General features: G+C 58.3%; 14 protein-coding genes, 1 tRNA gene, 1 other RNA gene and 1 riboswitch. Of the genes, 3 read left to right on the forward strand and 13 right to left on the reverse strand.

The window, feature by feature from the left end; genetic code table 11:
* Positions 1–107: 107 nt before the first annotated feature.
* From dppA to H7K56_RS19190, 6 genes are all read right to left on the reverse strand, one after another.
* The gene (gene dppA, locus H7K56_RS19165) at positions 108–1,718 is read right to left on the reverse strand and encodes a dipeptide ABC transporter periplasmic-binding protein DppA (RefSeq protein WP_058781649.1); all 1,611 of its coding nucleotides are present in this window, start codon (positions 1,716–1,718) and stop codon (positions 108–110) included.
* A gap of 978 nt (positions 1,719–2,696) precedes the next feature.
* A non-coding RNA gene (locus H7K56_RS19170) (RtT sRNA) lies at positions 2,697–2,826 on the reverse strand.
* Between the two features lie 38 nt (positions 2,827–2,864).
* A tRNA-Pro gene (locus tag H7K56_RS19175) sits at positions 2,865–2,941 on the reverse strand.
* 124 nt (positions 2,942–3,065) lie between these two features.
* Entirely contained in the window at positions 3,066–4,760 is a 1,695-nt protein-coding gene (gene eptB / locus H7K56_RS19180; protein WP_150360984.1) for a kdo(2)-lipid A phosphoethanolamine 7''-transferase, read from the reverse strand.
* A gap of 269 nt (positions 4,761–5,029) precedes the next feature.
* Positions 5,030–5,458: an organic hydroperoxide resistance protein gene (locus H7K56_RS19185; RefSeq protein WP_021507024.1), complete on the reverse strand. Its 429-nt coding sequence runs from the start codon at positions 5,456–5,458 to the stop codon at positions 5,030–5,032.
* A 95-nt stretch (positions 5,459–5,553) separates the two neighbouring features.
* Entirely contained in the window at positions 5,554–6,018 is a 465-nt protein-coding gene (locus H7K56_RS19190; protein ID WP_150360985.1) for a MarR family winged helix-turn-helix transcriptional regulator, read from the reverse strand.
* Positions 6,019–6,078: 60 nt separating this feature from the next.
* On the opposite strand from H7K56_RS19190, the gene H7K56_RS19195 reads away from it, so the two are divergent.
* Complete coding sequence (locus tag H7K56_RS19195; protein WP_021507025.1) at positions 6,079–6,672, forward strand: HD domain-containing protein; 594 nt, start codon at positions 6,079–6,081, stop codon at positions 6,670–6,672.
* 46 nt (positions 6,673–6,718) lie between these two features.
* On the opposite strand, the gene H7K56_RS19200 is transcribed toward H7K56_RS19195, so the two are convergent.
* The 7 genes from H7K56_RS19200 to H7K56_RS19230 all read right to left on the reverse strand — a co-directional run bounded on the left by H7K56_RS19200 (position 6,719) and on the right by H7K56_RS19230 (position 14,972).
* Positions 6,719–7,015 carry an HTH-type transcriptional regulator gene (locus tag H7K56_RS19200; RefSeq protein WP_021507026.1) on the reverse strand — a complete coding sequence of 99 codons (297 nt, stop codon included), beginning with the start codon at positions 7,013–7,015 and terminating at the stop codon, positions 6,719–6,721.
* Between the two features lie 265 nt (positions 7,016–7,280).
* Positions 7,281–10,880 (reverse strand): urea carboxylase, encoded by a 3,600-nt coding sequence (gene uca / locus H7K56_RS19205; protein WP_150360986.1) that lies wholly within the window; start codon positions 10,878–10,880, stop codon positions 7,281–7,283.
* An 80-nt stretch (positions 10,881–10,960) separates the two neighbouring features.
* On the reverse strand, positions 10,961–11,596 hold the full coding sequence (locus H7K56_RS19210; RefSeq protein ID WP_132466083.1) for an urea amidolyase associated protein UAAP2: 636 nt from the start codon (positions 11,594–11,596) through the stop codon (positions 10,961–10,963).
* Positions 11,596–12,303: an urea amidolyase associated protein UAAP1 gene (locus H7K56_RS19215; RefSeq protein ID WP_150360987.1), complete on the reverse strand. Its 708-nt coding sequence runs from the start codon at positions 12,301–12,303 to the stop codon at positions 11,596–11,598. The genes H7K56_RS19210 and H7K56_RS19215 overlap by 1 nt, the downstream gene beginning before the upstream one ends.
* Positions 12,304–12,314: 11 nt before the next feature.
* Positions 12,315–13,076 carry an ABC transporter ATP-binding protein gene (locus H7K56_RS19220; protein ID WP_058758072.1) on the reverse strand — a complete coding sequence of 254 codons (762 nt, stop codon included), beginning with the start codon at positions 13,074–13,076 and terminating at the stop codon, positions 12,315–12,317.
* A 10-nt stretch (positions 13,077–13,086) separates the two neighbouring features.
* Positions 13,087–13,899: an ABC transporter permease gene (locus tag H7K56_RS19225; protein WP_058771035.1), complete on the reverse strand. Its 813-nt coding sequence runs from the start codon at positions 13,897–13,899 to the stop codon at positions 13,087–13,089.
* 14 nt (positions 13,900–13,913) lie between these two features.
* The gene (locus H7K56_RS19230) at positions 13,914–14,972 is read right to left on the reverse strand and encodes a putative urea ABC transporter substrate-binding protein (RefSeq protein WP_150360988.1); all 1,059 of its coding nucleotides are present in this window, start codon (positions 14,970–14,972) and stop codon (positions 13,914–13,916) included.
* Between the two features lie 63 nt (positions 14,973–15,035).
* Positions 15,036–15,130, reverse strand: a riboswitch (guanidine-I (ykkC/yxkD leader).
* Positions 15,131–15,400: 270 nt separating this feature from the next.
* On the opposite strand from H7K56_RS19230, the gene H7K56_RS19235 reads away from it, so the two are divergent.
* Together H7K56_RS19235 and H7K56_RS19240 are read left to right on the forward strand one after the other, a co-directional pair.
* Positions 15,401–16,117, forward strand: coding sequence for a DUF3053 domain-containing protein (locus tag H7K56_RS19235; protein ID WP_010616539.1), 717 nt, complete (start codon positions 15,401–15,403; stop codon positions 16,115–16,117).
* 432 nt (positions 16,118–16,549) lie between these two features.
* On the forward strand, positions 16,550–18,484 hold the full coding sequence (locus H7K56_RS19240) for a PTS mannitol transporter subunit IICBA (protein WP_058771034.1): 1,935 nt from the start codon (positions 16,550–16,552) through the stop codon (positions 18,482–18,484).
* Positions 18,485–18,500 lie beyond the last annotated feature (16 nt).

Genomic DNA, 18,500 nt, shown 5'->3' on the forward strand with positions numbered 1-18,500 from the left:
ATTGAGGGTTTATAAGAAATTAGCCGGAAATAAAGTGCGGAGTACGGGCGGCGAAGGTGCCGCCCGAGGGCCAGCCATGCTGGCCCTGACCGCGATAATCCGAAAGGTTATTCCTGGATGTCGACGTTTTCGAAGTGATGTTTACCTAATGGATCAACCACATAGCCACTCACTTTCTTGCTCACTGGCTCGTACACGGTTGAGTGCGCGATGATCAGTGCTGGCGCCTGGTCGTGCATTACCACCTGCGCCTGCTTGTAGAGCTCAATACGTTTGTTGTGATCGGCTTCAGCACGCGCTGGCTGGATCAGATCTTCAAACGGCTTGTAGCACCAGCGTGAGTAGTTAGAACCGTCTTTCGCTGCCGCGCAGCTGAACAGGGTGGCGAAGAAGTTATCCGGATCCCCGTTATCACCGGTCCAGCCCATCATCACGGTCTGGTGTTCACCGGCTTTAGCACGCTTCAGGTACTCGCCCCACTCGAAAGTAACGATTTTGGCTTTCACGCCGATTTTCGCCCAGTCAGCCTGAACCATTTCCGCCATACGACGGGCGTTCGGGTTGTACGGACGCTGTACCGGCATCGCCCACAGGTCAATGCTGAAGCCATCCGGCATGCCCGCTTCTTTCAGCAGCTCTTTGGCTTTGGCCGGATCGTAAGCGTAGTCTTTGACGTCATTGTTGTAGCCCCACATGGTTGGTGGGATCAGGTTTTTCGCTGCCTGACCGGCGCCCTGATAGACCGCATCAATGATCGCTTGTTTGTTCACCGCCATGGTCAGTGCCTGACGCACTTTGACGTTATCCAGCGGTTTTTTCTCGGTGTTGAAAGACAGGTAACCGACGTTCAGCCCTGGCTGTTCCATCAGGTTGATTTTGGAGTCTTTCTTCATGCTGGCGATGTCAGCCGGGTTGGGATACGGCATCACCTGACACTCGCCTTTCTGCAGTTTGGCGTAGCGCACCGAAGCATCTGGCGTGATGGAGAATACCAGACGATCGATTTTTGGCTTGGTGCCCCAGAAGTCCGGGTTGGCTTTGTACAGAATACGTGAGTCTTTCTGGTACTGCTGCAGCACGAACGGACCGGTACCCACCGGGTTGAGGTCCAGTTTTTCTGGCGTGCCGGCTTTCAGCATGTTGTCGGCGTACTCTTTCGACAGAATTGACGCGAAGTCCATGCCAAGGTCGGCGAGGAATGGCGCTTCCGGACGGGTCAGCGTGAAGCGTACGGTGTAGTCATCCACTTTTTCGATTTTGGCGATCAGCTTCGGCATGTCCATGCCTTCAAAGTATTCGTAGCTGCCGCCGGAGACACCGTGGTACTTGTTGTTTTTATCGAGCTGGCGCTCGAAGGAGAACACGACGTCATCAGCGTTGAAGGTGCGGGTCGGCTTGAAGTCTTTGGTGGTTTGCCACTTCACGCCCTGACGCAGATGGAAGGTATAGGTTTTACCATCTTCGCTGACGTCCCATTTTTCTGCCAGGCCCGGCTGCAGCTCAGTGGTACCGGTTTTGAACTCAACCAGACGGTTATAGATCGGTACTGAGCTGGCATCGTAAGTGGTGCCGGATGTGAACAGCTGCGGGTTGAAGCCTTCCGGCGAACCTTCTGAACAGTAAACGAGGGTTTTCGCCTGAACGCCCGCGGCCACGGTCATAGCAATCAGGCTAAGACCGACCTTCAGCATCCTGGATTTGGCCAGGGAGTTGATCATGTTTTGCTCCATTGTGATGTGATGTTGTGTGCGTCGCCCGACCTCTGGTTTTTTTATGCGGTTCGGGCAGGTCAGTTATGTAATGACCAAAATGCGAGCGGTTATTGTTGTAGCGCTGACGCCGTGGAACCTGCCAGCGCTGGCCGTCTCTGCATCTTATTGACGCATCAATTTGTCAACAGTTGCAATGAACGTCAATACAACGTGGGGTTATTTACACAGAGTGTGAGTAAGTGCAAGCAACGATAAAAAACAGTGTTTGCACGCTAAGCCAAAATTTAAAAAGGTGATAAAGCGCGCAATGCCGTGTGATTCTCTGGCAATGGCGCCTGATGACAGTGATTATCACCGTTAAAAAACGTCTTAAAGTTGTCGGTAAATGTTGAATATCTGAACGATTCCCCGTGCGTTATGACGTTCAGGCAGCGAAATATGCTGGCGTAATGGCATAAGAAATCAGCAAAAAGCAAAAGCCGGTCATAAGCAGAATGTGTCGCGAATTAAGAGAGGTGCTTTGATGCAGCAAGGGATGAAGAGCGGTGTTGAAGGATAATACCGTTTATCCCGGTGATGATTAATGGAACGCGTAAATTGATGACTTTGCTTGATCGCTGCCGGGATGTGAGTCTGGTTCAGGGAAGGTCATTAGATCGCCATGGATGATCGGCGTGGGTTCCGGCGTGGCCGTCCGGTCGCCATGAATGGCGACCCTACAGGATTATGCACTTTTGTAGGATGCGTATTTATACGCACCTGGGGATGTGCACGGCAGCCAGTAAACCTTCAGCCATCGCCGAAGCCGGATAAAGGGTGGAAGGCGGGGCCGTGGAGTAAAGCGTCACACGCCATGGATGGCGTGTGCCGAGCGATCAGGGACGAGACAGCGTCTTTACGGAGCGGTCCCGTATTTCACCCTGAAACTGCAAAAACGACAGACGAAAAAAAACCTGCTTTTTGCAAAGCAGGTTTCTTGAATGATGGTCGGCGAGAGAGGATTACGCTTCTCTGCGAGAAGCGCCCTGCGGGCCGTTGCTGACGCAACGTTGTCTCGCTGCGCTCGGCTCAAACCTCCTTCGGAGGTTCTCATCCTCTATTTGCCACAGACGAAAAAAAACCTGCTTTTTGCAAAGCAGGTTTCTTAAATGATGGTCGGCGAGAGAGGATTCGAACCTCCGACCCACTGGTCCCAAACCAGTTGCGCTACCAAGCTGCGCTACTCGCCGATGGGGGCGAATATTACTGCCGTGACTTTAGAGCGTCAATCCCTTTTCCCGAAAATCCGCCTGATTGCCTGGAAAGCAAGCAGTGCCTTAAACACCAGCCTGCTCAATAAGATCCAGGCACGAATTACAGCGCTTTCGCACTGCTGGCAGTGGCAGGTGCCTGGCACCAGTTATTCGCTGCTTTAATACCGCCATCCGGCGAGGTATAACCCAGACACCCTAAAATGGTGTCGAACAACTCAACGTGACGATGGGTTTTGCCGACGCGCTGCTGCGCCTGTAACCGCTCAAAGTTGCTGCGGTTAGTCGGGTCCTGCAAATACTTATCAGACGCCCAGACAATCATCGGCACGCGGAACTGCTCCGGCGGTGCCATCTCGCGCGGCGTACCGTGCAGGTGCATATTTTCGCTGATCGACTCACCGTGGTCCGCGGCATAGAACACAATCGCCTTCTTATCACGCAGCTGATCCAGCACGCTGTCCAGCATGGTATCAACATACAGAATCGAGTTGTCGTAGGCGTTAATCAGCTGGGCTTTGCTGCACTTATCGTCCACGCCAATACACTCAGGCTGATAGCGGGCAAACTCGCGCGGATAACGCTGTGAATAGAGATAGTGCGAACCTTTCGTGTGCAACACCACCAGATGCTTGCCTTTCGGGAAGCGCTGCAGTGAAGCCTGTAGCTCTGGCACCAGCAGCATATCGTCCACCGCTTTGCCCTGATTACGCTTCTCAGAACCAATCTGCTCGCGGAACGAGAAGTTATTCACATCGGCGTTGTCGTAGAACCACACTTCGCTCTGCATGGCGAACAGCTCGGAGGTGAAGCCCAGCTCTTTCATCACCGCAAAAATGTTCTGCTCTTTCAGCGTACGGCCAGGGTTATCCATGGTGCCGCCCTCGCGCACAAACATGCAGCGCAGCGACAGCTTGGTGGCGGTATCACAGGATTCACCGCGGAATGCCACCAGATTCTTCTCTTTCGACAGCTTCGGCGTGGTATCGCGGTTATAGCCCAGCATGCCCATGTGATCCCAGCGCGTGGTCTCGCCAATCACAAACACCACATAGGTATCGTCAATGCCAGGCGGCGCTATATAGGTAAACTTCTTCGCCGGATCGAGTAACTCCTGGCTGTCCAGCCTCTCATCCACCTTGGTCCAGGCGAACAGGCCCAGCGCCGCGATCCAGTTCGAAGGCAGATAAGAGTGCGCCACTACGCCGCCATAGCTTGGCAGGTCGATATTGGTGATCTCTTCATTGGCTTTTTGCAGCTTGTCGAAGTAGCGAATCGGCAGCCATACCAGCGCCACGCTCAGCAGCAGGATCACTGTAGGTTTCAGACGCTGACCGGGGGTTTTCAGCTGTTCAATCAGTGTCAGGCTCAGGTTATTGCGCCAGATCAGCAGCAGCGGCAGTGCGCTCACCAGCACCATCCACAATACAAAGTGCAGCCCGATAACCTCTTTAGAGAGATCGACATCGGTGGTCATGACCGACGCCACGATGCCGTAACCGATCACCACGTTAAAGAACGCCATGTAATAGGCGGCGGCCACCGAAATCACCACCAGCAGGCTGGCGATTACGCGATAAAACCATTTGCCACCCAGCGACAGCAGTCGCATCAGGAAGAAGGTCAGCAGTACGGCAGCGGTCACTTCCGCCGCAGCGGATAACCAGTTGGTGACGGTGGATTTCGTTAAGAAGCCGTCAAAACGGCGATAAAAGATTGGCAAATTCAATAAGATGCCAAGATAGAGCGCCAGCAAAAGCGACAACTTTTGCTGCGTTAAACTTTTAATGTAATTCATATAAATTTCTGTTCCCGACCTGGTGTCGATGCTTCAACCGTAAATGTGACTGTGCAAAGAGCGTAAGGTTCGCTTACATAGCAGAAAAGCGTGACCTGGCGAGTAGGATCGGGACGAATCTGAACCCAAATAATTACGATGATGCACGGAGCGCAGCAGTAGAACATTTAACCAATGGTAAGACCAGAAAATTCTTTAGTTCGATGGGATGCGGGATGGTGTTCGTGATAAAAAAGGCTCCCGCAGGAGCCTTTTATGCATGCATCAACTTAGTTGATGATATTCAGCGTCACGTCGATGTTGCCGCGCGTCGCGTTTGAGTACGGACAAACAATGTGTGCCGCATCAACCAGCTTCTGCGCTTCCGCCGCGTCCATCTCTGGCAGATGGATATTCAGTTTTGCTTCAATGCCAAAACCGGTGGGGATAGGGCCAATCCCTACTTCGCCCTCAATCCACGCGTCTTTTGGCATGGCGATTTTGTCGCGGCCGGCGACAAATTTCATCGCGCCGAGGAAGCAGGCAGAGTAGCCGGCAGCAAACAGCTGCTCCGGGTTCGTCACCTCGCCGCCCGCGCCGCCCATCTCTTTTGGCACGCCCAGCTTCACGTCCAGCACGTTATCAGACGAGGTGGCGCGGCCATCGCGGCCACCGGTTGCTTTGGCTTTGGCGGTGTAAATCACTTTTTCTAAAGACATTATAACCTCACTATTCGCTATATAATAGCGTGCTATTTATAAGGCACAAGGGAAACTTCACTCTCAGGATGCCGCCGCAGCGACATCCCTGATGCTCAGGTGGCGCGATTCAGGTTGCCGCGCAGATCGTCCAGCTGCTGTTTCAGCGCCGTCATGGTGTCGGTATCGCAGGCGGTCGCGCACTGTACCGCTTCCGGAATGCTGGCGGCTTTTTCCTGCAGCGCGCGTCCCTGGTCGGTCAGCGTGACCACGACCTGGCGCTCATCCTGACGCGAACGCTGGCGGCGCAGCAGACCAGCGCTCTCCAGTCGTTTCAGCAGTGGCGTCAGGGTGGCCGAATCGAGAAACAGCTTTTCACCAATCTCCGATACCGTCAGATCATCCTGATGCCACAGCACCAGCATCACCAGATATTGCGGATAGGTGATCTCCAGCGCCGCCAGCAGCTGGCGATAGACTTTATGCATCGCCAGGTTCGCCGAATAGAGCGCGAAACACAGATGCTGATCAAGCTGGAGTGGCGCAGGCTTCACTTTTTTGTCATCTTGATTACTGTTCATGCGACTCAATATAAATAGCGCGCTAGATAATTGCAAGCAACTTTTTCCTGGAGTGTGAAGATGCGTGATTCACTGGAAGAGCAGGCGCGCCGTTATGCCACGCAGGCACATGCCGATGCGGGCCAGCGTCGCAAATACACCGACGAACCCTATATTGTGCATCCGGCTGCCGTCGCGGAGCTGGTGCGCAGCGTCAGCGATGACGAAGCGATGATCGCTGCCGCCTGGCTGCACGACACGGTAGAGGACACCGCCAGTACTTTACAGGATATTGAAGAACACTTTGGTGCGCGCGTTGCACACCTGGTGGACATGCTCACCGACAGCGCCCAGCCGCAGGCGAAAAATCGTACCGCCCGTAAGCTGGCACACTTTCGCCACACTGCCGAAGCCTCGCCCGAGGCGCAAACCATCAAGCTGGCCGATATCATCGATAACACCCGTGCCATCGTGCAGTTCGATCCCAACTTTGCCCGGGTTTACCTGGTCGAGAAACAGATTCAGATTCAGCTGTTACAGCAGGGCGATCGGCGTTTATGGCAGCAGGCGAATCACATCATTGAACAGGGCATCGCGCAGCTGGCAAAACCGCCATACAGCGTGCCGGAAAGCTGGTTTGTCAAACAGGCGGCGAAATACGGTGGCTTAAGCTGAAAAAAACCCGCCGTGCAGGCGGGTCACAGAGAACCGATAGTCGGCGTTATTCCAGCAGCTGTCGGCCCAGATACGGATTGGCCTGCAGCAGTTTCATCAGTTTGCGAGCCGTGGCGGATGGGCGCGTACGTTGCGCTTCCCAGCTTTTTACTGACGAGACGCTCACCCCCATCACGCGGGCGAATTCATCCACCTGCATGCCGGTCATCTCGCGTAAACGCTGCGGTTCGGGAACGGAAACGGTATTGAGTGCAATTTCTGATACGGGAGTCTGTGCATCACGTGTCAAAACAATTTGCTCAAGACTGCTGAGTAATTCGACCATTGGATCTTTTATTTCCATAGAGAACTCCTTAAAACTCACTATGAAGCACGTGAAAGTAGAGAGGTAAGCGCCACCAGGCGCTGAAACCGGCCTTATCAGGCTGTATCCCGAAACAGTTTTCCCTTATCAGGGCGAAAATAGTGTTTTAATGAAACCGTTACGGGACACAGCCTGTTGCACACTGCGAAAAGATGTCAGGGCAATGCAACATTGAACCGGGTCTCTAAGTATGGGTCAGATCCCCGGTTTTGCTGCCTGTTTCCTGATTATTTTTTCTTCTTTCTTATACTGCAAACGGATCGATCACCATAAGTAACTGACCCGCCTGCACTTGCTGCCCGGCCTGGCGTTGCAGGCTGTGGATTTTGCCACTGACCGGCGCCACGATCGGGATTTCCATCTTCATGGATTCGAGAATGCCTACCGTGGCACCCGCGGTCACATCACTGCCTTCCGCCACCAGCCATTGCCACACGCTGCCCGCCACCTGGCTCTCCACGCTGTGGCAGCCCGCCGGCACCACCACTTCCTCGCTGCTCTGCGCCTGCAGCTGGCTGTCGAAGGTGAACTGGCCATCGGCGCGCCAGCGTGCCAGCTCGGCGTCAAACGCCTGCTGACGCTGCTGCTGGAATGCGTCAATCTCCGTCGCCTGGGCAGTCAGCAGCGCCTGATAGTCGGCGAGGCGAAATTCTCCGGCTTCCACGCGCAGCGGATAATCGCCCCACGGGAAACGTTCGCGGATTTGCAGCAGTTCGTCGGCACTGACCGGATAAAAACGGATTTGGTCGAAGAAACGCAGCAGCCACGGCTGGGTAAAGGCGCTGGTGCGGCGATCGCGATTCCACATCTGCAGCGTACGTCCAACGAACTGATAGCCGCCCGGCCCTTCCATGCCATAAACACACAGATACGCGCCGCCGATGCCCACCGAGTTTTCCGCCGTCCAGGTGCGCGCCGGATTGTATTTGGTGGTCACCAGGCGGTGTCGCGGATCGAGTGGCGTTGCCACCGGCGCGCCGAGATAGACATCGCCCAGCCCCATCACCAGATACGAGGCGCTGAACACAATCTGTTTCACCGCCTCCACGCTATCGAGCCCGTTAATACGCCGGATAAACTCAATGTTGCTCGGGCACCAGGGCGCATTCGGACGCACCGACTGGCTATAGCGTGTTACGGCTTCGCGGCAGGCGGCATCATCCCAGCTGAGCGGCAGCCACACGGTGCGCGACGGCACAGCCGCGTCGGCGAGGTCGCCCAGCAGATTATCAGCGTGCAAAATTTGCGCCAACAGCTCACTTCTTGCGCACTGCTGCGCATCATAATGCACCTGTAACGAGCGGATGCCGGGCGTCAGCTCCAGTTGACCCGCCAGCGGATGCGCCTCCAGCCACTGCATGAGGGCGTGGACGCGGAAACGCAGCGCGATGTCCAGCGTCAGCGCGCCATACTCCACCAGCAGAAAACGGTCGCCCGCGGCGCGCACGCACAGTGCAGGCCGCCCGGCGGTTGCTGCATGCTGGTGCAAGATCGGATCGATCAGCGGCAGTGCTGGCGCCACGCACACCGCTTCCGGTTGCAGATGCGCGATCTCGTGACGCTGCGCCTGCGCCAGACGATCGGCATCAGCAAGGGCGATCGGCACAAAGCGCAGTCGATCGCCCGCTTTGAGCTGACCCAGCTTCCACAGATCGGCGTCGATCACCGTCGCCGGGCAGACAAAGCCGCCCAGCGAAGGGCCGTCCGGACCAAGGATCACCGGCATATCACCGGTAAAATCCACCGTGCCAAAGGCATAGGCGTTGTCGTGAATATTGGACGGATGCATGCCCGCCTCGCCGCCGTCGCTGCGCGCCCAGTCAGGTTTCGGGCCGATCAGCCGAATCCCGGTGCGGCTGGAGTTGTAGTGCACCTGCCACTCGGCAGCGAAAAATTCGTCGATATCGTCATCGGTAAAGAAGGCAGGTGCGCCGTGCGGACCATAAATAACGCGCAGCTGCCATTCACCGTTAAGCGGCGGCAGCAGCGTCTCGGGCAGGCGCGCCGCCGCAGCCTGACGCGGCGCGGCCAGCTGCAGCACGTCGCCGGCGCGCAGCGCCCGCCCGGCGTGACCGCCAAACTTACCCAGCGTAAAGGTACTGCGGCTGCCCAGATAGCGCGGCGTATCCAGCCCGCCCGCCAGCAGCAGATAGCTGCGGCAGCCGTCGCGCACGTCACCCAGCGTCAGGGTTTGCCCGGCCTGCGCATGCAGCACCTGATGCATCGCCAGCGGCTGGCTGTCGAGGGTGGCTGCCAGCGGCGCGCCGCTCAGCACAAAGCTGCACGCCTGATTAAAGCGCAGCGTCGGACCGCGCAACGTGATTTCCAGCCCGGCCGCCTGGGCCTCGTTACCCAGCAGGCGATTGCCCAGCTGAAAGGCGCGGCTGTCGAACGGCCCGGAAGGCGGTACGCCGACGTGCCAGTAGCCGACGCGGCCCGGCGCATCCTGCACCGTGGTGAGGGTACCGCCGCTGAGGATATCCAGCGTCGGCGGCTGCCACGCCACGCTGCCGAGCGTGGCGGTAATGATGCGTCCCTGCTGCACGTCCGGCAGCGTACAGAGCTGACGCAGCCAGCGCAGGTTGGTCTCGATGCCATACAGCTCACTCTGCGCCAGCGCCGCGATCATGCCGTCGAGCGCGCGCTGGCGATCGGCCGCATGCACGAGGATCTTCGCCAGCATCGGATCGTAAAACGGTGAAACTTCCATGCCGCTCTCTACGCTGCTATCGATGCGCAGCGTGGCGTGATCGAGCGCCGTCGGGAACTGCACGTGGCTGAGCAGTCCGGCGCTCGGCTGAAACTGCTTCGCCGGATCCTCAGCGTACAGCCGCACCTGAATGGCATGGCCCTGCGCCACCGGTTGCAGCGTCGCCAGCGGCGGCAAACGCTGCTGCGCCAGTTCGACCATCCAGCGCACCAGATCCACGCCGTATACCAGTTCAGTGACGCCATGCTCAACCTGCAGGCGGGTATTCACCTCGAGGAACCAGAACTGCTGGCTGACCTCATCGTAAACATACTCCACCGTGCCGGCGCTGCGATAGTTGACGGCGCGCGCCAGCCGTACGGCGGTGGCCTGCAGCTGCGCGCGCACCGCATCGCTCAGCCGCGGCGCGGGCGTCTCCTCCAGCACCTTCTGATTGCGGCGCTGCGCCGAGCAGTCGCGTTCGCCCAGCGCAATCACGTTGCCCTGGCCATCGCCAAAAATCTGCACTTCGATATGGCGCGCCCGGGCGATGAATTTCTCTAAAAACACGCCATCGTCGGCGAAATTATTGCCTGCCAGCCGCTTCACGCGGGTAAAGGCGTCTTCCAGCTCGTCCGCGCTGTTGCAGCGCTGCATCCCAATGCCGCCCCCGCCGGCGGTGCTTTTCAGCATCACCGGATAGCCAATCTGTTGCGCGGCAGCCTGAGCCTGCTGCAATGAGGTCAGCAGGCCGCTGCCCGGCAGCAGCGGCACCGCGTTCTGCTCAGCCAGTTCACGCGCGCGATGTTTCAGGCCAAACGCCAGCATCTGCGCCGCGTCCGGTCCGAGAAAATGCAGGCCTGCTGCTTCGCAGCGCGTGACGAACTCCGGTTTTTCACTGAGAAAGCCATAGCCCGGATGCAGCGCCTGTGCGCCGCTCTGCGCGGCAATCGCCAGCAGTTTGTCCTGGTTGAGATAGGTGTCGCGCACCTGGCCCTTGCCCAGCGACCAGGCTTCATCGGCCAGCCGCACGTGGCGCGCATGGCGGTCGGCTTCGGCATAGACGGCAATCGCCCGGATATTCATGGCCTGCAGGGTACGGATGATACGCACGGCAATCGCGCCACGGTTGGCAATCAATACGCGATCAATCATGACTGAATACTCTTATTGCGGCAGGTCGTCCTGCACCAGCTGTGACGGCGTAAAACGGGTCGTCCCGTTGCGTCAGAGAATCACCACACGCTGACGGCAATCGGCGTCGGGTTGTAACCGTTACAGGGATTGTTGAGCTGCGGACAGTTGGAGATCAGCACCAGAATGTTCATCTGCGCCACCATCTCAACATACTTACCCGGCGCGGAGATGCCATCGGCAAACGTCAGGCCGCCGTCGTGGGTCACCGGCACATTCATAAAGAAGTTAATGTTGTGCGTGATATCGCGGCGCGTCAGGCCAGACTCCGGATGCGCGGCGACCGCCAGCATCCAGCTGTCGCGGCAGGAGTGCATGTGGCGCTTTTCGAGGTCATAACGCACCGTATTGCTCTCGCACGAGCAGGCGCCGCCGAGCGTATCGTGACGGCCACAGGTATCGGCGGTGATGGTCAGCATCGGCCGATCAAGATTAGAACGCAGCACGCTGCCGGCCGTAAGAAACACGTTGTGCTGGCCGCGCAGCGTCTCGCTCATGCTGTAGCGCTCGGCGGTATCGTCGGCGTTGAAAAACAGCGTATCCGCCGCCTGATTGCCTTCCAGATCGGTAATGCGCAGCGTTTCTCCGGCGGCAATGCGCTGCAGCCAGTAATCACCGGCGTCGATCTGCTGCTGCAGACGCGCCTGCGCCGGGTTTCGTTCACTCGCTTTGATCATCACACTTCTTCCTGCAGTTGATAGAGGGCGTTATTGCGCAGGCCGCGCTGGTTTTCCGCGCGCTGCAGACAGATTTCCGGCAGCGGCGCGCGCTGCGCATCCAGCATCAGCTGCAGCGGCTGGCGCGGATAATCGCTCGCCGGGCTGAGCGGGTGCGGACAGGTGTGCAGCAGCACCAGCGTGTCCATGGCGAAACGCAGCCGAACCTGCGCGCCGGCTTCGCCCTGCCGCTCCAGCGTTAAGCGTCCGCTGTCATCGGCGCATACCTGGGCAAACAGGTTGAGGCAGGCCGCCATGTCGCGCTGGCCAAGGCCATATTTCGCCAGCTCGACGAGGAAACTGTCGTAGCCGTTTTGATGGCGCAGGTTGCGCGCCTGCTGATAATCGCTGACCCCATAGCGCGCGGCCGTTTGTGCCGCGTTCAGCGTGCCGCACACGCTCTCGTGCCAGCCGAAACTGTCGTGTTCAATGCCGCAGAAAATGCGCCCCATGTCCGAGTAGAGACAGTGGCCGGCGGTGAGCCGGAAAGTGTGCTGGCATTTGAGCGTATCCGGCGCGTTGTAGCGCTCCAGCAGGTTTTCCGGGTTATAAAACAGCAGGCTGGCGCTGGCGCCGCCCTCCACATCGGTCAGCGTCAGCGCGCTACCGCTGCGCATGACAAAAGACCAGTGCGCCCCGGCGGGCAGCAGGGTTTGGTATGGCTGCATCGTGCTCTCCTTTAAGCCACCTGCGTTGCGGACAGCACTTCAGCGGCGGGCTGAGTGCGATCCAGCGGCAGGTCGTAAGTGATAGTGGCGCCCCAGGCTTGCGGCGCGTGCGGATCGTGGCGCAGCTTGTCGAACACCAGCAGGCGTGACGCGAGGCTGAAACCCTCTTTCAGATCGTGGGTGATCATGAAAATGGTTAGCTGATGCTGCTGCCACAGCTGGGTGATCAGCTGATGCATCTCGCTGCGAATACCGGGATCGAGCGCGCCAAAAGGTTCATCCAGCAGCAGAATGCGCGGCTGTTTCATCAGCGCCTGCGCCAGGGCCAGACGCTGCTGCATGCCGCCCGACAGCTGATGCGGATATTTGCTCTGCGCCTGTTCCAGTCCGACCTGCGCCAGCATTGCCTGCGCGCGCTGGCGAATCGCCTGACGTTTGCGTCCCCAGACGCGTCCCAGCCAGCGTGCGCTGCTGAACTCGTCAGCCAGCATCACGTTGCCGAGCACCGTCAGATGCGGAAAAACCGAGTAGCGCTGAAACACCACGCCGCGATGGGCATCCGGCTCGTCGGGAATCGGTGCGCCATCCAGCAGCAGCTCGCCTTTAGTCGGCGCTTCGGTGCCGAGCAGCATATTCAGAAACGTGGTTTTGCCGCAGCCTGAGGCGCCGACAATCGCCACGAACTCGCCGCGCTCGACCTGCATATTCAGCCGCTCAAGCACCACCTGATCGCCGTAATGTTTTTCCAGATTTTTCAGTTGCAGTAAGGGCATCGCACGCTCCTTATTTGGCGTGATACCACGGCCAGCAGCGTCGGCTGACGAGCCGCAGCAGCAGGTCGAGGGCAAAGGCCAGCAGGGTGATCCACGCCACGTACGGCAGAATCACATCCATGGCCAGATAGCGGCGCATCAGGAAGATGCGATAACCGAGGCCTTCCGTGGCTGCAATCGCTTCGGCAGCAATCAGGAACAGCCACGCCGAACAGAGCGACAGCCGCACCGCATCGCACAGGCGCGGCATCAGCTGCGGCAGAATCACCCGCCACAGAATCTGCGCGCTATGCGCACCCAGCGTCTGCGCCTTGACCAGCTGCTCCTGCGGGATTTTCTGCACCTGCAGCTGCAGATCGCGGGCGATCAGCGGCGTGATGCCGATAACGATCAGCACCACTTTGGAGACTTCGCCAAGGCCAAAGCAGATAAACAGAATGGGCAGAATCGCCAGCGGCGGCACCAGCGCAAACAGCGTCACCAGCGGCGCCAGCACCGCACGCACCACCGGCAGCGCACCGGTGAACAGGCCGATTGCCAGCGCCAGCAGCGCGCTGATAGCAACGCCACTCAGCAAACGCAGCAGGCTGGCGGCGGTATCGCTCCACAGCAGATACTCGCCGGTGCGCGGGCTGGGCTGAAACGCCATCCGGCTGATGGCCTCGCCCATGGCGTTGAATCCCGGCAGCAGCTTGTCTGCCGCGTTCAGGCTGAGGCGCGCATCTGACGCGAACAGATAGACCAGCAGCACCGCCAGCAGCGGCAGAATGCCAAGCAGCAGGCGGCCGAGCGGCAGCGGTTGGTAGTTGATCAATTTACGCATCGGCAGCGCCTCGCTTACAGCTGACCGGCAGCGGCCAGTGTGGTGAAGGTATCGGTAAAGCGCAGTTTGATGTTGCCGGCATCGCCCCAGTTACCGGCCGGGGTAGCGACCCCTACCGCATCGGCCCCCGGCGCGCCTTCACCCAGCAGGCCGTGTTTAAAGGAGAATTCGGCCACCAGTTGCATCGTGGCTTTTAACTGCGGGCTGTCGACAAAATCCAGCGTGGTTTTGGCATCGCTGAACAGGTGTGTTGCGGCAAGCTGCTGATCAAAACCGGCCAGATCGGTACCGGATGCCTGCGCCATCTGCGTGCGCGCCGCTTTGGCACTGTCGCTCTGTCCGGCCATGCTGTGCAGCGTCTCGTACCAGGCACCGGTCAGCGCTTTGCCGAGCTGAGGATATTTGTTGAGCGTGGCGGTGTTGACCACCAGCAGGTCGAGGATTTCGCCCGGGATCTGCGCCGAGGAGAACACCAGATGGCTGCCCGGCTGCTTCTCTGCTTCCGCCAGCAGCGGATTCCACGTGACGATGGCGTTAACGTCAGCAGTGCCAAACGCCGCCACCAGATCGGCATCGGCGGTGTTAACCACCCTGACGTCTTTCTCGCTCATGCCGGATTTCTCCAGCGCGCGCGCCAGCAAATAGTGTGAGACCGAGAGTTCGACGAGGTTGATGGGTTTGCCTTTCAGCGCGCTGACGCTGTCCGCGCCTTTAAGCAGAATGCCGTCGTTACCGTTGGAGTAGTCGCCGACAATCAGCGCGGTGCTGTCGACGCCGCCAGTGGCCGGAATGGTCAGCGCATCCATATTGGTCATGGTGCAGCCGTCAAAGCCACCTGCGGTGTACTGATTGACCGACTCGATATAGTCGTTAACCTGCACAAACTGAATATCGATGCCGTACTTATCGGCCCACTTTTTCACGATGCCGCTTTGCTGGGCGTAATCCCACGGCATCCAGCCAGCGTAGATGGACCAGCAAAGCTTAAAGGAAGGTTTAGCGGCGGCCAGCGACGGAACGCTGAACAGGGCGACGCTGCAAATCAGCAGCAGGCGCAGACAGGCTTTAATCATGATGATTCCTCTGGCGTTAACGGACGAAAATCAGGCAGGAGGCGGCGAGCAACGTTCTCGCTTTCCTCCCGGGCTTTTTTCCCGCCGTGTAACCGTCAGAGGACGGTCGGTCACTCTCGGACCAGCATCTCGCGATCGGAACCCTAGTGACCCATTGCAAATTGTGTGGCGACGTCGGTTGCCCGCGATCGCTCCTGCATCTGCCAGAAAGCAGGCAATATCAATGCCAGGTTGCTATCAGCCTGAATTACATGCGTTATTGCACAGCGCTGCGCTCGCAGGCAGGCTGCGCTGCACAGTTGTGCAGCAGGCACGCACCAGCGTGAAGCACTGCAGACCAGCCGTTGTACAGCCGGGGCCATTGCACTATTCTTTAGGACCTTTCCCAGCGAATCGAATTTAGCCATCGTCACAACAGGAGTTGAATTATGGCGTCAGGAATTTCCCGCATCTGGATGCGTAGCGGCATGCTGCTGACCGGCGTGCTACTTGTGCTGCAGCTTACCGCCTGCGGCGATAAAGAGGGCGATCAGCGCAAAGCCTTTACTGATTTTCTGCAAAACACCGTGATGCGCAGCGGTGAACATCTGCCCAGCCTGAGCGAAAACCAGAAGCAAACCTTCGGTAACTACGCCAGTGATTACGCCATCCTGTATGGCTTCTCGCAGCAGGTGAATCAGGCGGTGGATCAGGGCATGCGCCCGGTGGTTGATGAGCTGGCGGCCATCCGCGTGCCGCAGGATTATCTGACGCGCCGCGACAGCCTGCGCCAGGCGAGCGGCAATCTGAGCGTGCTGACGCAGCAGATTCAGAGCGCCAAGATGCAGGCCGACAGCAGCAAAGCCACGCTGAAGCAGCCGGACGATCTGAAGAAAGTGTACGACAGCGTGTACGCCAAAGTGGTGACGCAGCCAGCCAGCACGCTGATCCCGCTGCTGCCGCAGCTGCAGGCGCTGAGCCAGTCGGCAGTTCAGGCCGGCGATTATCTGCAGTCGCAGGGCGCACGCGTCAGCTTCAATGACGGCGGCGTTCAGTTCCCGACGCAGGAGCAGGCCACGCAGTACAACACGCTGATGAGCAATCTCGCCAGCAACACGCAGGCGCTGACCCAGGCACAAAATGCCGTACAGGGCGGTTTGCAGTAAGCCGTTCAGCGGGCAGTTCTCCACTGCCCGCTTTTCAGATTTTCGTCACTTCCTTACATCGCCTTTTTCTGTCAGCACAGAGTGTGATCTGGCGCATTTTCAACCAAAAATAGTTTGTGATCTCAATCACATTTGTGAAACAAACCGGCCCAGGTGAAAGGTGATTTTTGTCACATTTCTACCGCTGTTGCGCGCATTTTTTCGCCGGCGTTGCTTTCTTACAGGGTATTTTTGTGATCAAAGTCACCTTTAATCCCCCTGCCCACCCCAACTTAGCGTGATATGTATCACACTTTTTCCTGACGCTACGCAGTGTAATCAACTAGTGCTAGAGTCCGCGTGCATACAGTAATGCCACGGCCCCCGCCGTAACGTCTTAACAAAAACAAACGCGCTCTCTTATTGCAGCGCGTCTCAATAAGGGGTGGGTTTATGTCCTCATCAGTCAAGGTCAAGGTTCAGAGCTTTGGTCGCTTTCTGAGTAATATGGTGATGCCAAACATCGGTGCGTTTATCGCCTGGGGTATCATCACAGCACTGTTCATTCCAACCGGATGGATTCCTAACGAAACGCTGGCCAAGCTGGTCGGCCCGATGATTACCTACCTGCTGCCGTTGCTCATCGGCTTCACCGGTGGTCGTCTGGTGGGTGGCGATCGCGGCGGCGTGGTCGGTGCCATCACCACCATGGGCGTGATCGTCGGTGCCGATATGCCGATGTTCCTTGGCTCGATGATTGCCGGTCCGCTGGGCGGCTGGGCGATCAAGTCGTTTGACCGCGCGGTTGACGGCAAAATCAAAAGCGGCTTCGAGATGCTGGTCAACAACTTCTCGGCCGGTATTATCGGTATGCTGCTGGCGCTGCTGGCCTTCCTCGCTATCGGTCCGCTGGTAGAAGGTCTGTCGCACATTCTCGCCGCCGGCGTAAACCTGATGGTGCAGAACAACCTGCTGCCGCTGACCTCAATCTTTGTTGAACCGGCGAAAATCCTGTTCCTCAATAACGCCATCAACCACGGTATCTTCTCGCCGCTGGGTATCCAGCAGGCCAGCGAAGCGGGCAAATCGATCTTCTTCCTGATTGAAGCGAACCCGGGTCCGGGTATGGGCGTACTGGTTGCTTATATGATCTTCGGCCGCGGCAGCGCCAAGCAGTCTGCGGGCGGCGCAGCGATCATCCACTTCCTTGGCGGTATCCACGAAATCTACTTCCCGTACGTGCTGATGGCGCCGCGCCTGCTGCTGGCAGTAATCCTCGGCGGTATGACCGGTGTGTTCACCCTGACGCTGCTGAACGGCGGTCTGGTATCACCGGCCTCACCAGGTTCGATTCTGGCCGTGCTGGCGATGACACCAAAAGGCGCTTACTTCGCTAACATCGCGGCTATCGTTGCGGCTTTCGCCGTCTCCTTCGTGGTCTCCTCGATTCTGCTGAAAACCAGCAAAGTAAAAGAAGAAGACGACATCGAAGCGGCAACCCAGCGCATGAAAGACATGAAAGCGCAGTCAAAAGGCCAGGCCGTTGCCGGTTCACCGGTGGTAGCCGATGCCAGCAGCGTTGACGTCAGCCACGTGCGCAAAATCATCGTCGCCTGTGATGCCGGTATGGGCTCCAGCGCGATGGGCGCAGGCGTGCTGCGCAAGAAGGTGCAGGATGCGGGCCTGAGCAATATCTCGGTGACCAACAGCGCGATTAACTCGCTGCCGGGCGATGTTGATCTGGTGATTACTCACCGCGATCTGACCGAACGTGCGATGCGTCAGGCGCCACAGGCGCAGCACATCTCGCTGAACAACTTCCTCGACAGCGCGCTGTACACCAACCTGACTGAGCGTCTGGTGGCGGCGAACCGCAGCGAAGCCCACCGTGAAACGGTGCAGACCGCGCTGGCAGACAGCTATGACGACGGCAGCGCGCACCTGTTCAAACTGGGCGCTGACAACGTGTTCCTTGGCCTGAGCGCCAGCAATAAAGAGCAGGCGATTCGCTTCGCCGGCGAGCAGCTGGTGAAAGGCGGCTACGTGCAGCCGGAATACGTTGAAGCGATGCTGGCGCGCGAGCAGCTGACGCCAACCTACCTCGGTGAATCCATCGCTGTGCCGCACGGCACCGTCGAAGCCAAAGACCGCGTGCTGAAAACCGGCGTGGTATTCTGCCAGTATCCGGCCGGCGTGCAGTTTGGTGATGAGCCGGACGAAGTCGCGCGACTGGTGATTGGTATTGCCGCACGCAATAACGAACACATTCAGGTGATCACCAGCCTGACCAATGCGCTCGACGACGACAGCGTAATTGAGAAGCTGGCGAACACCACCAGCGTGCAGGACGTGCTGGATCTGCTGTCTGGCAGCACTGCCAACGCGTAATTCGCGGTTTAACTTC

The sequence above is a fragment of the Pantoea dispersa genome, from assembly GCF_014155765.1.
GTDB lineage: Bacteria > Pseudomonadota > Gammaproteobacteria > Enterobacterales > Enterobacteriaceae > Pantoea > Pantoea dispersa.

Excerpts from the sequence above, each read along its gene's own strand:
- H7K56_RS19235 (WP_010616539.1), top strand. The coding sequence starts at position 15,401 with ATGGCGTCAGGAATTTCCCGCATCTGGATGCGTAGCGGCATGCTGCTG.
- H7K56_RS19210 (WP_132466083.1), bottom strand. The coding sequence starts at position 11,596 with ATGATCAAAGCGAGTGAACGAAACCCGGCGCAGGCGCGTCTGCAGCAG.
- dppA (WP_058781649.1), bottom strand. The coding sequence starts at position 1,718 with ATGATCAACTCCCTGGCCAAATCCAGGATGCTGAAGGTCGGTCTTAGC.
- H7K56_RS19190 (WP_150360985.1), bottom strand. The coding sequence starts at position 6,018 with ATGAACAGTAATCAAGATGACAAAAAAGTGAAGCCTGCGCCACTCCAG.
- uca (WP_150360986.1), bottom strand. The coding sequence starts at position 10,880 with ATGATTGATCGCGTATTGATTGCCAACCGTGGCGCGATTGCCGTGCGT.
- H7K56_RS19225 (WP_058771035.1), bottom strand. The coding sequence starts at position 13,899 with ATGCGTAAATTGATCAACTACCAACCGCTGCCGCTCGGCCGCCTGCTG.
- H7K56_RS19220 (WP_058758072.1), bottom strand. The coding sequence starts at position 13,076 with ATGCCCTTACTGCAACTGAAAAATCTGGAAAAACATTACGGCGATCAG.
- H7K56_RS19230 (WP_150360988.1), bottom strand. The coding sequence starts at position 14,972 with ATGATTAAAGCCTGTCTGCGCCTGCTGCTGATTTGCAGCGTCGCCCTG.
- H7K56_RS19195 (WP_021507025.1), top strand. The coding sequence starts at position 6,079 with ATGCGTGATTCACTGGAAGAGCAGGCGCGCCGTTATGCCACGCAGGCA.
- H7K56_RS19200 (WP_021507026.1), bottom strand. The coding sequence starts at position 7,015 with ATGGAAATAAAAGATCCAATGGTCGAATTACTCAGCAGTCTTGAGCAA.
- H7K56_RS19240 (WP_058771034.1), top strand. The coding sequence starts at position 16,550 with ATGTCCTCATCAGTCAAGGTCAAGGTTCAGAGCTTTGGTCGCTTTCTG.
- eptB (WP_150360984.1), bottom strand. The coding sequence starts at position 4,760 with ATGAATTACATTAAAAGTTTAACGCAGCAAAAGTTGTCGCTTTTGCTG.
- H7K56_RS19215 (WP_150360987.1), bottom strand. The coding sequence starts at position 12,303 with ATGCAGCCATACCAAACCCTGCTGCCCGCCGGGGCGCACTGGTCTTTT.
- H7K56_RS19185 (WP_021507024.1), bottom strand. The coding sequence starts at position 5,458 with ATGTCTTTAGAAAAAGTGATTTACACCGCCAAAGCCAAAGCAACCGGT.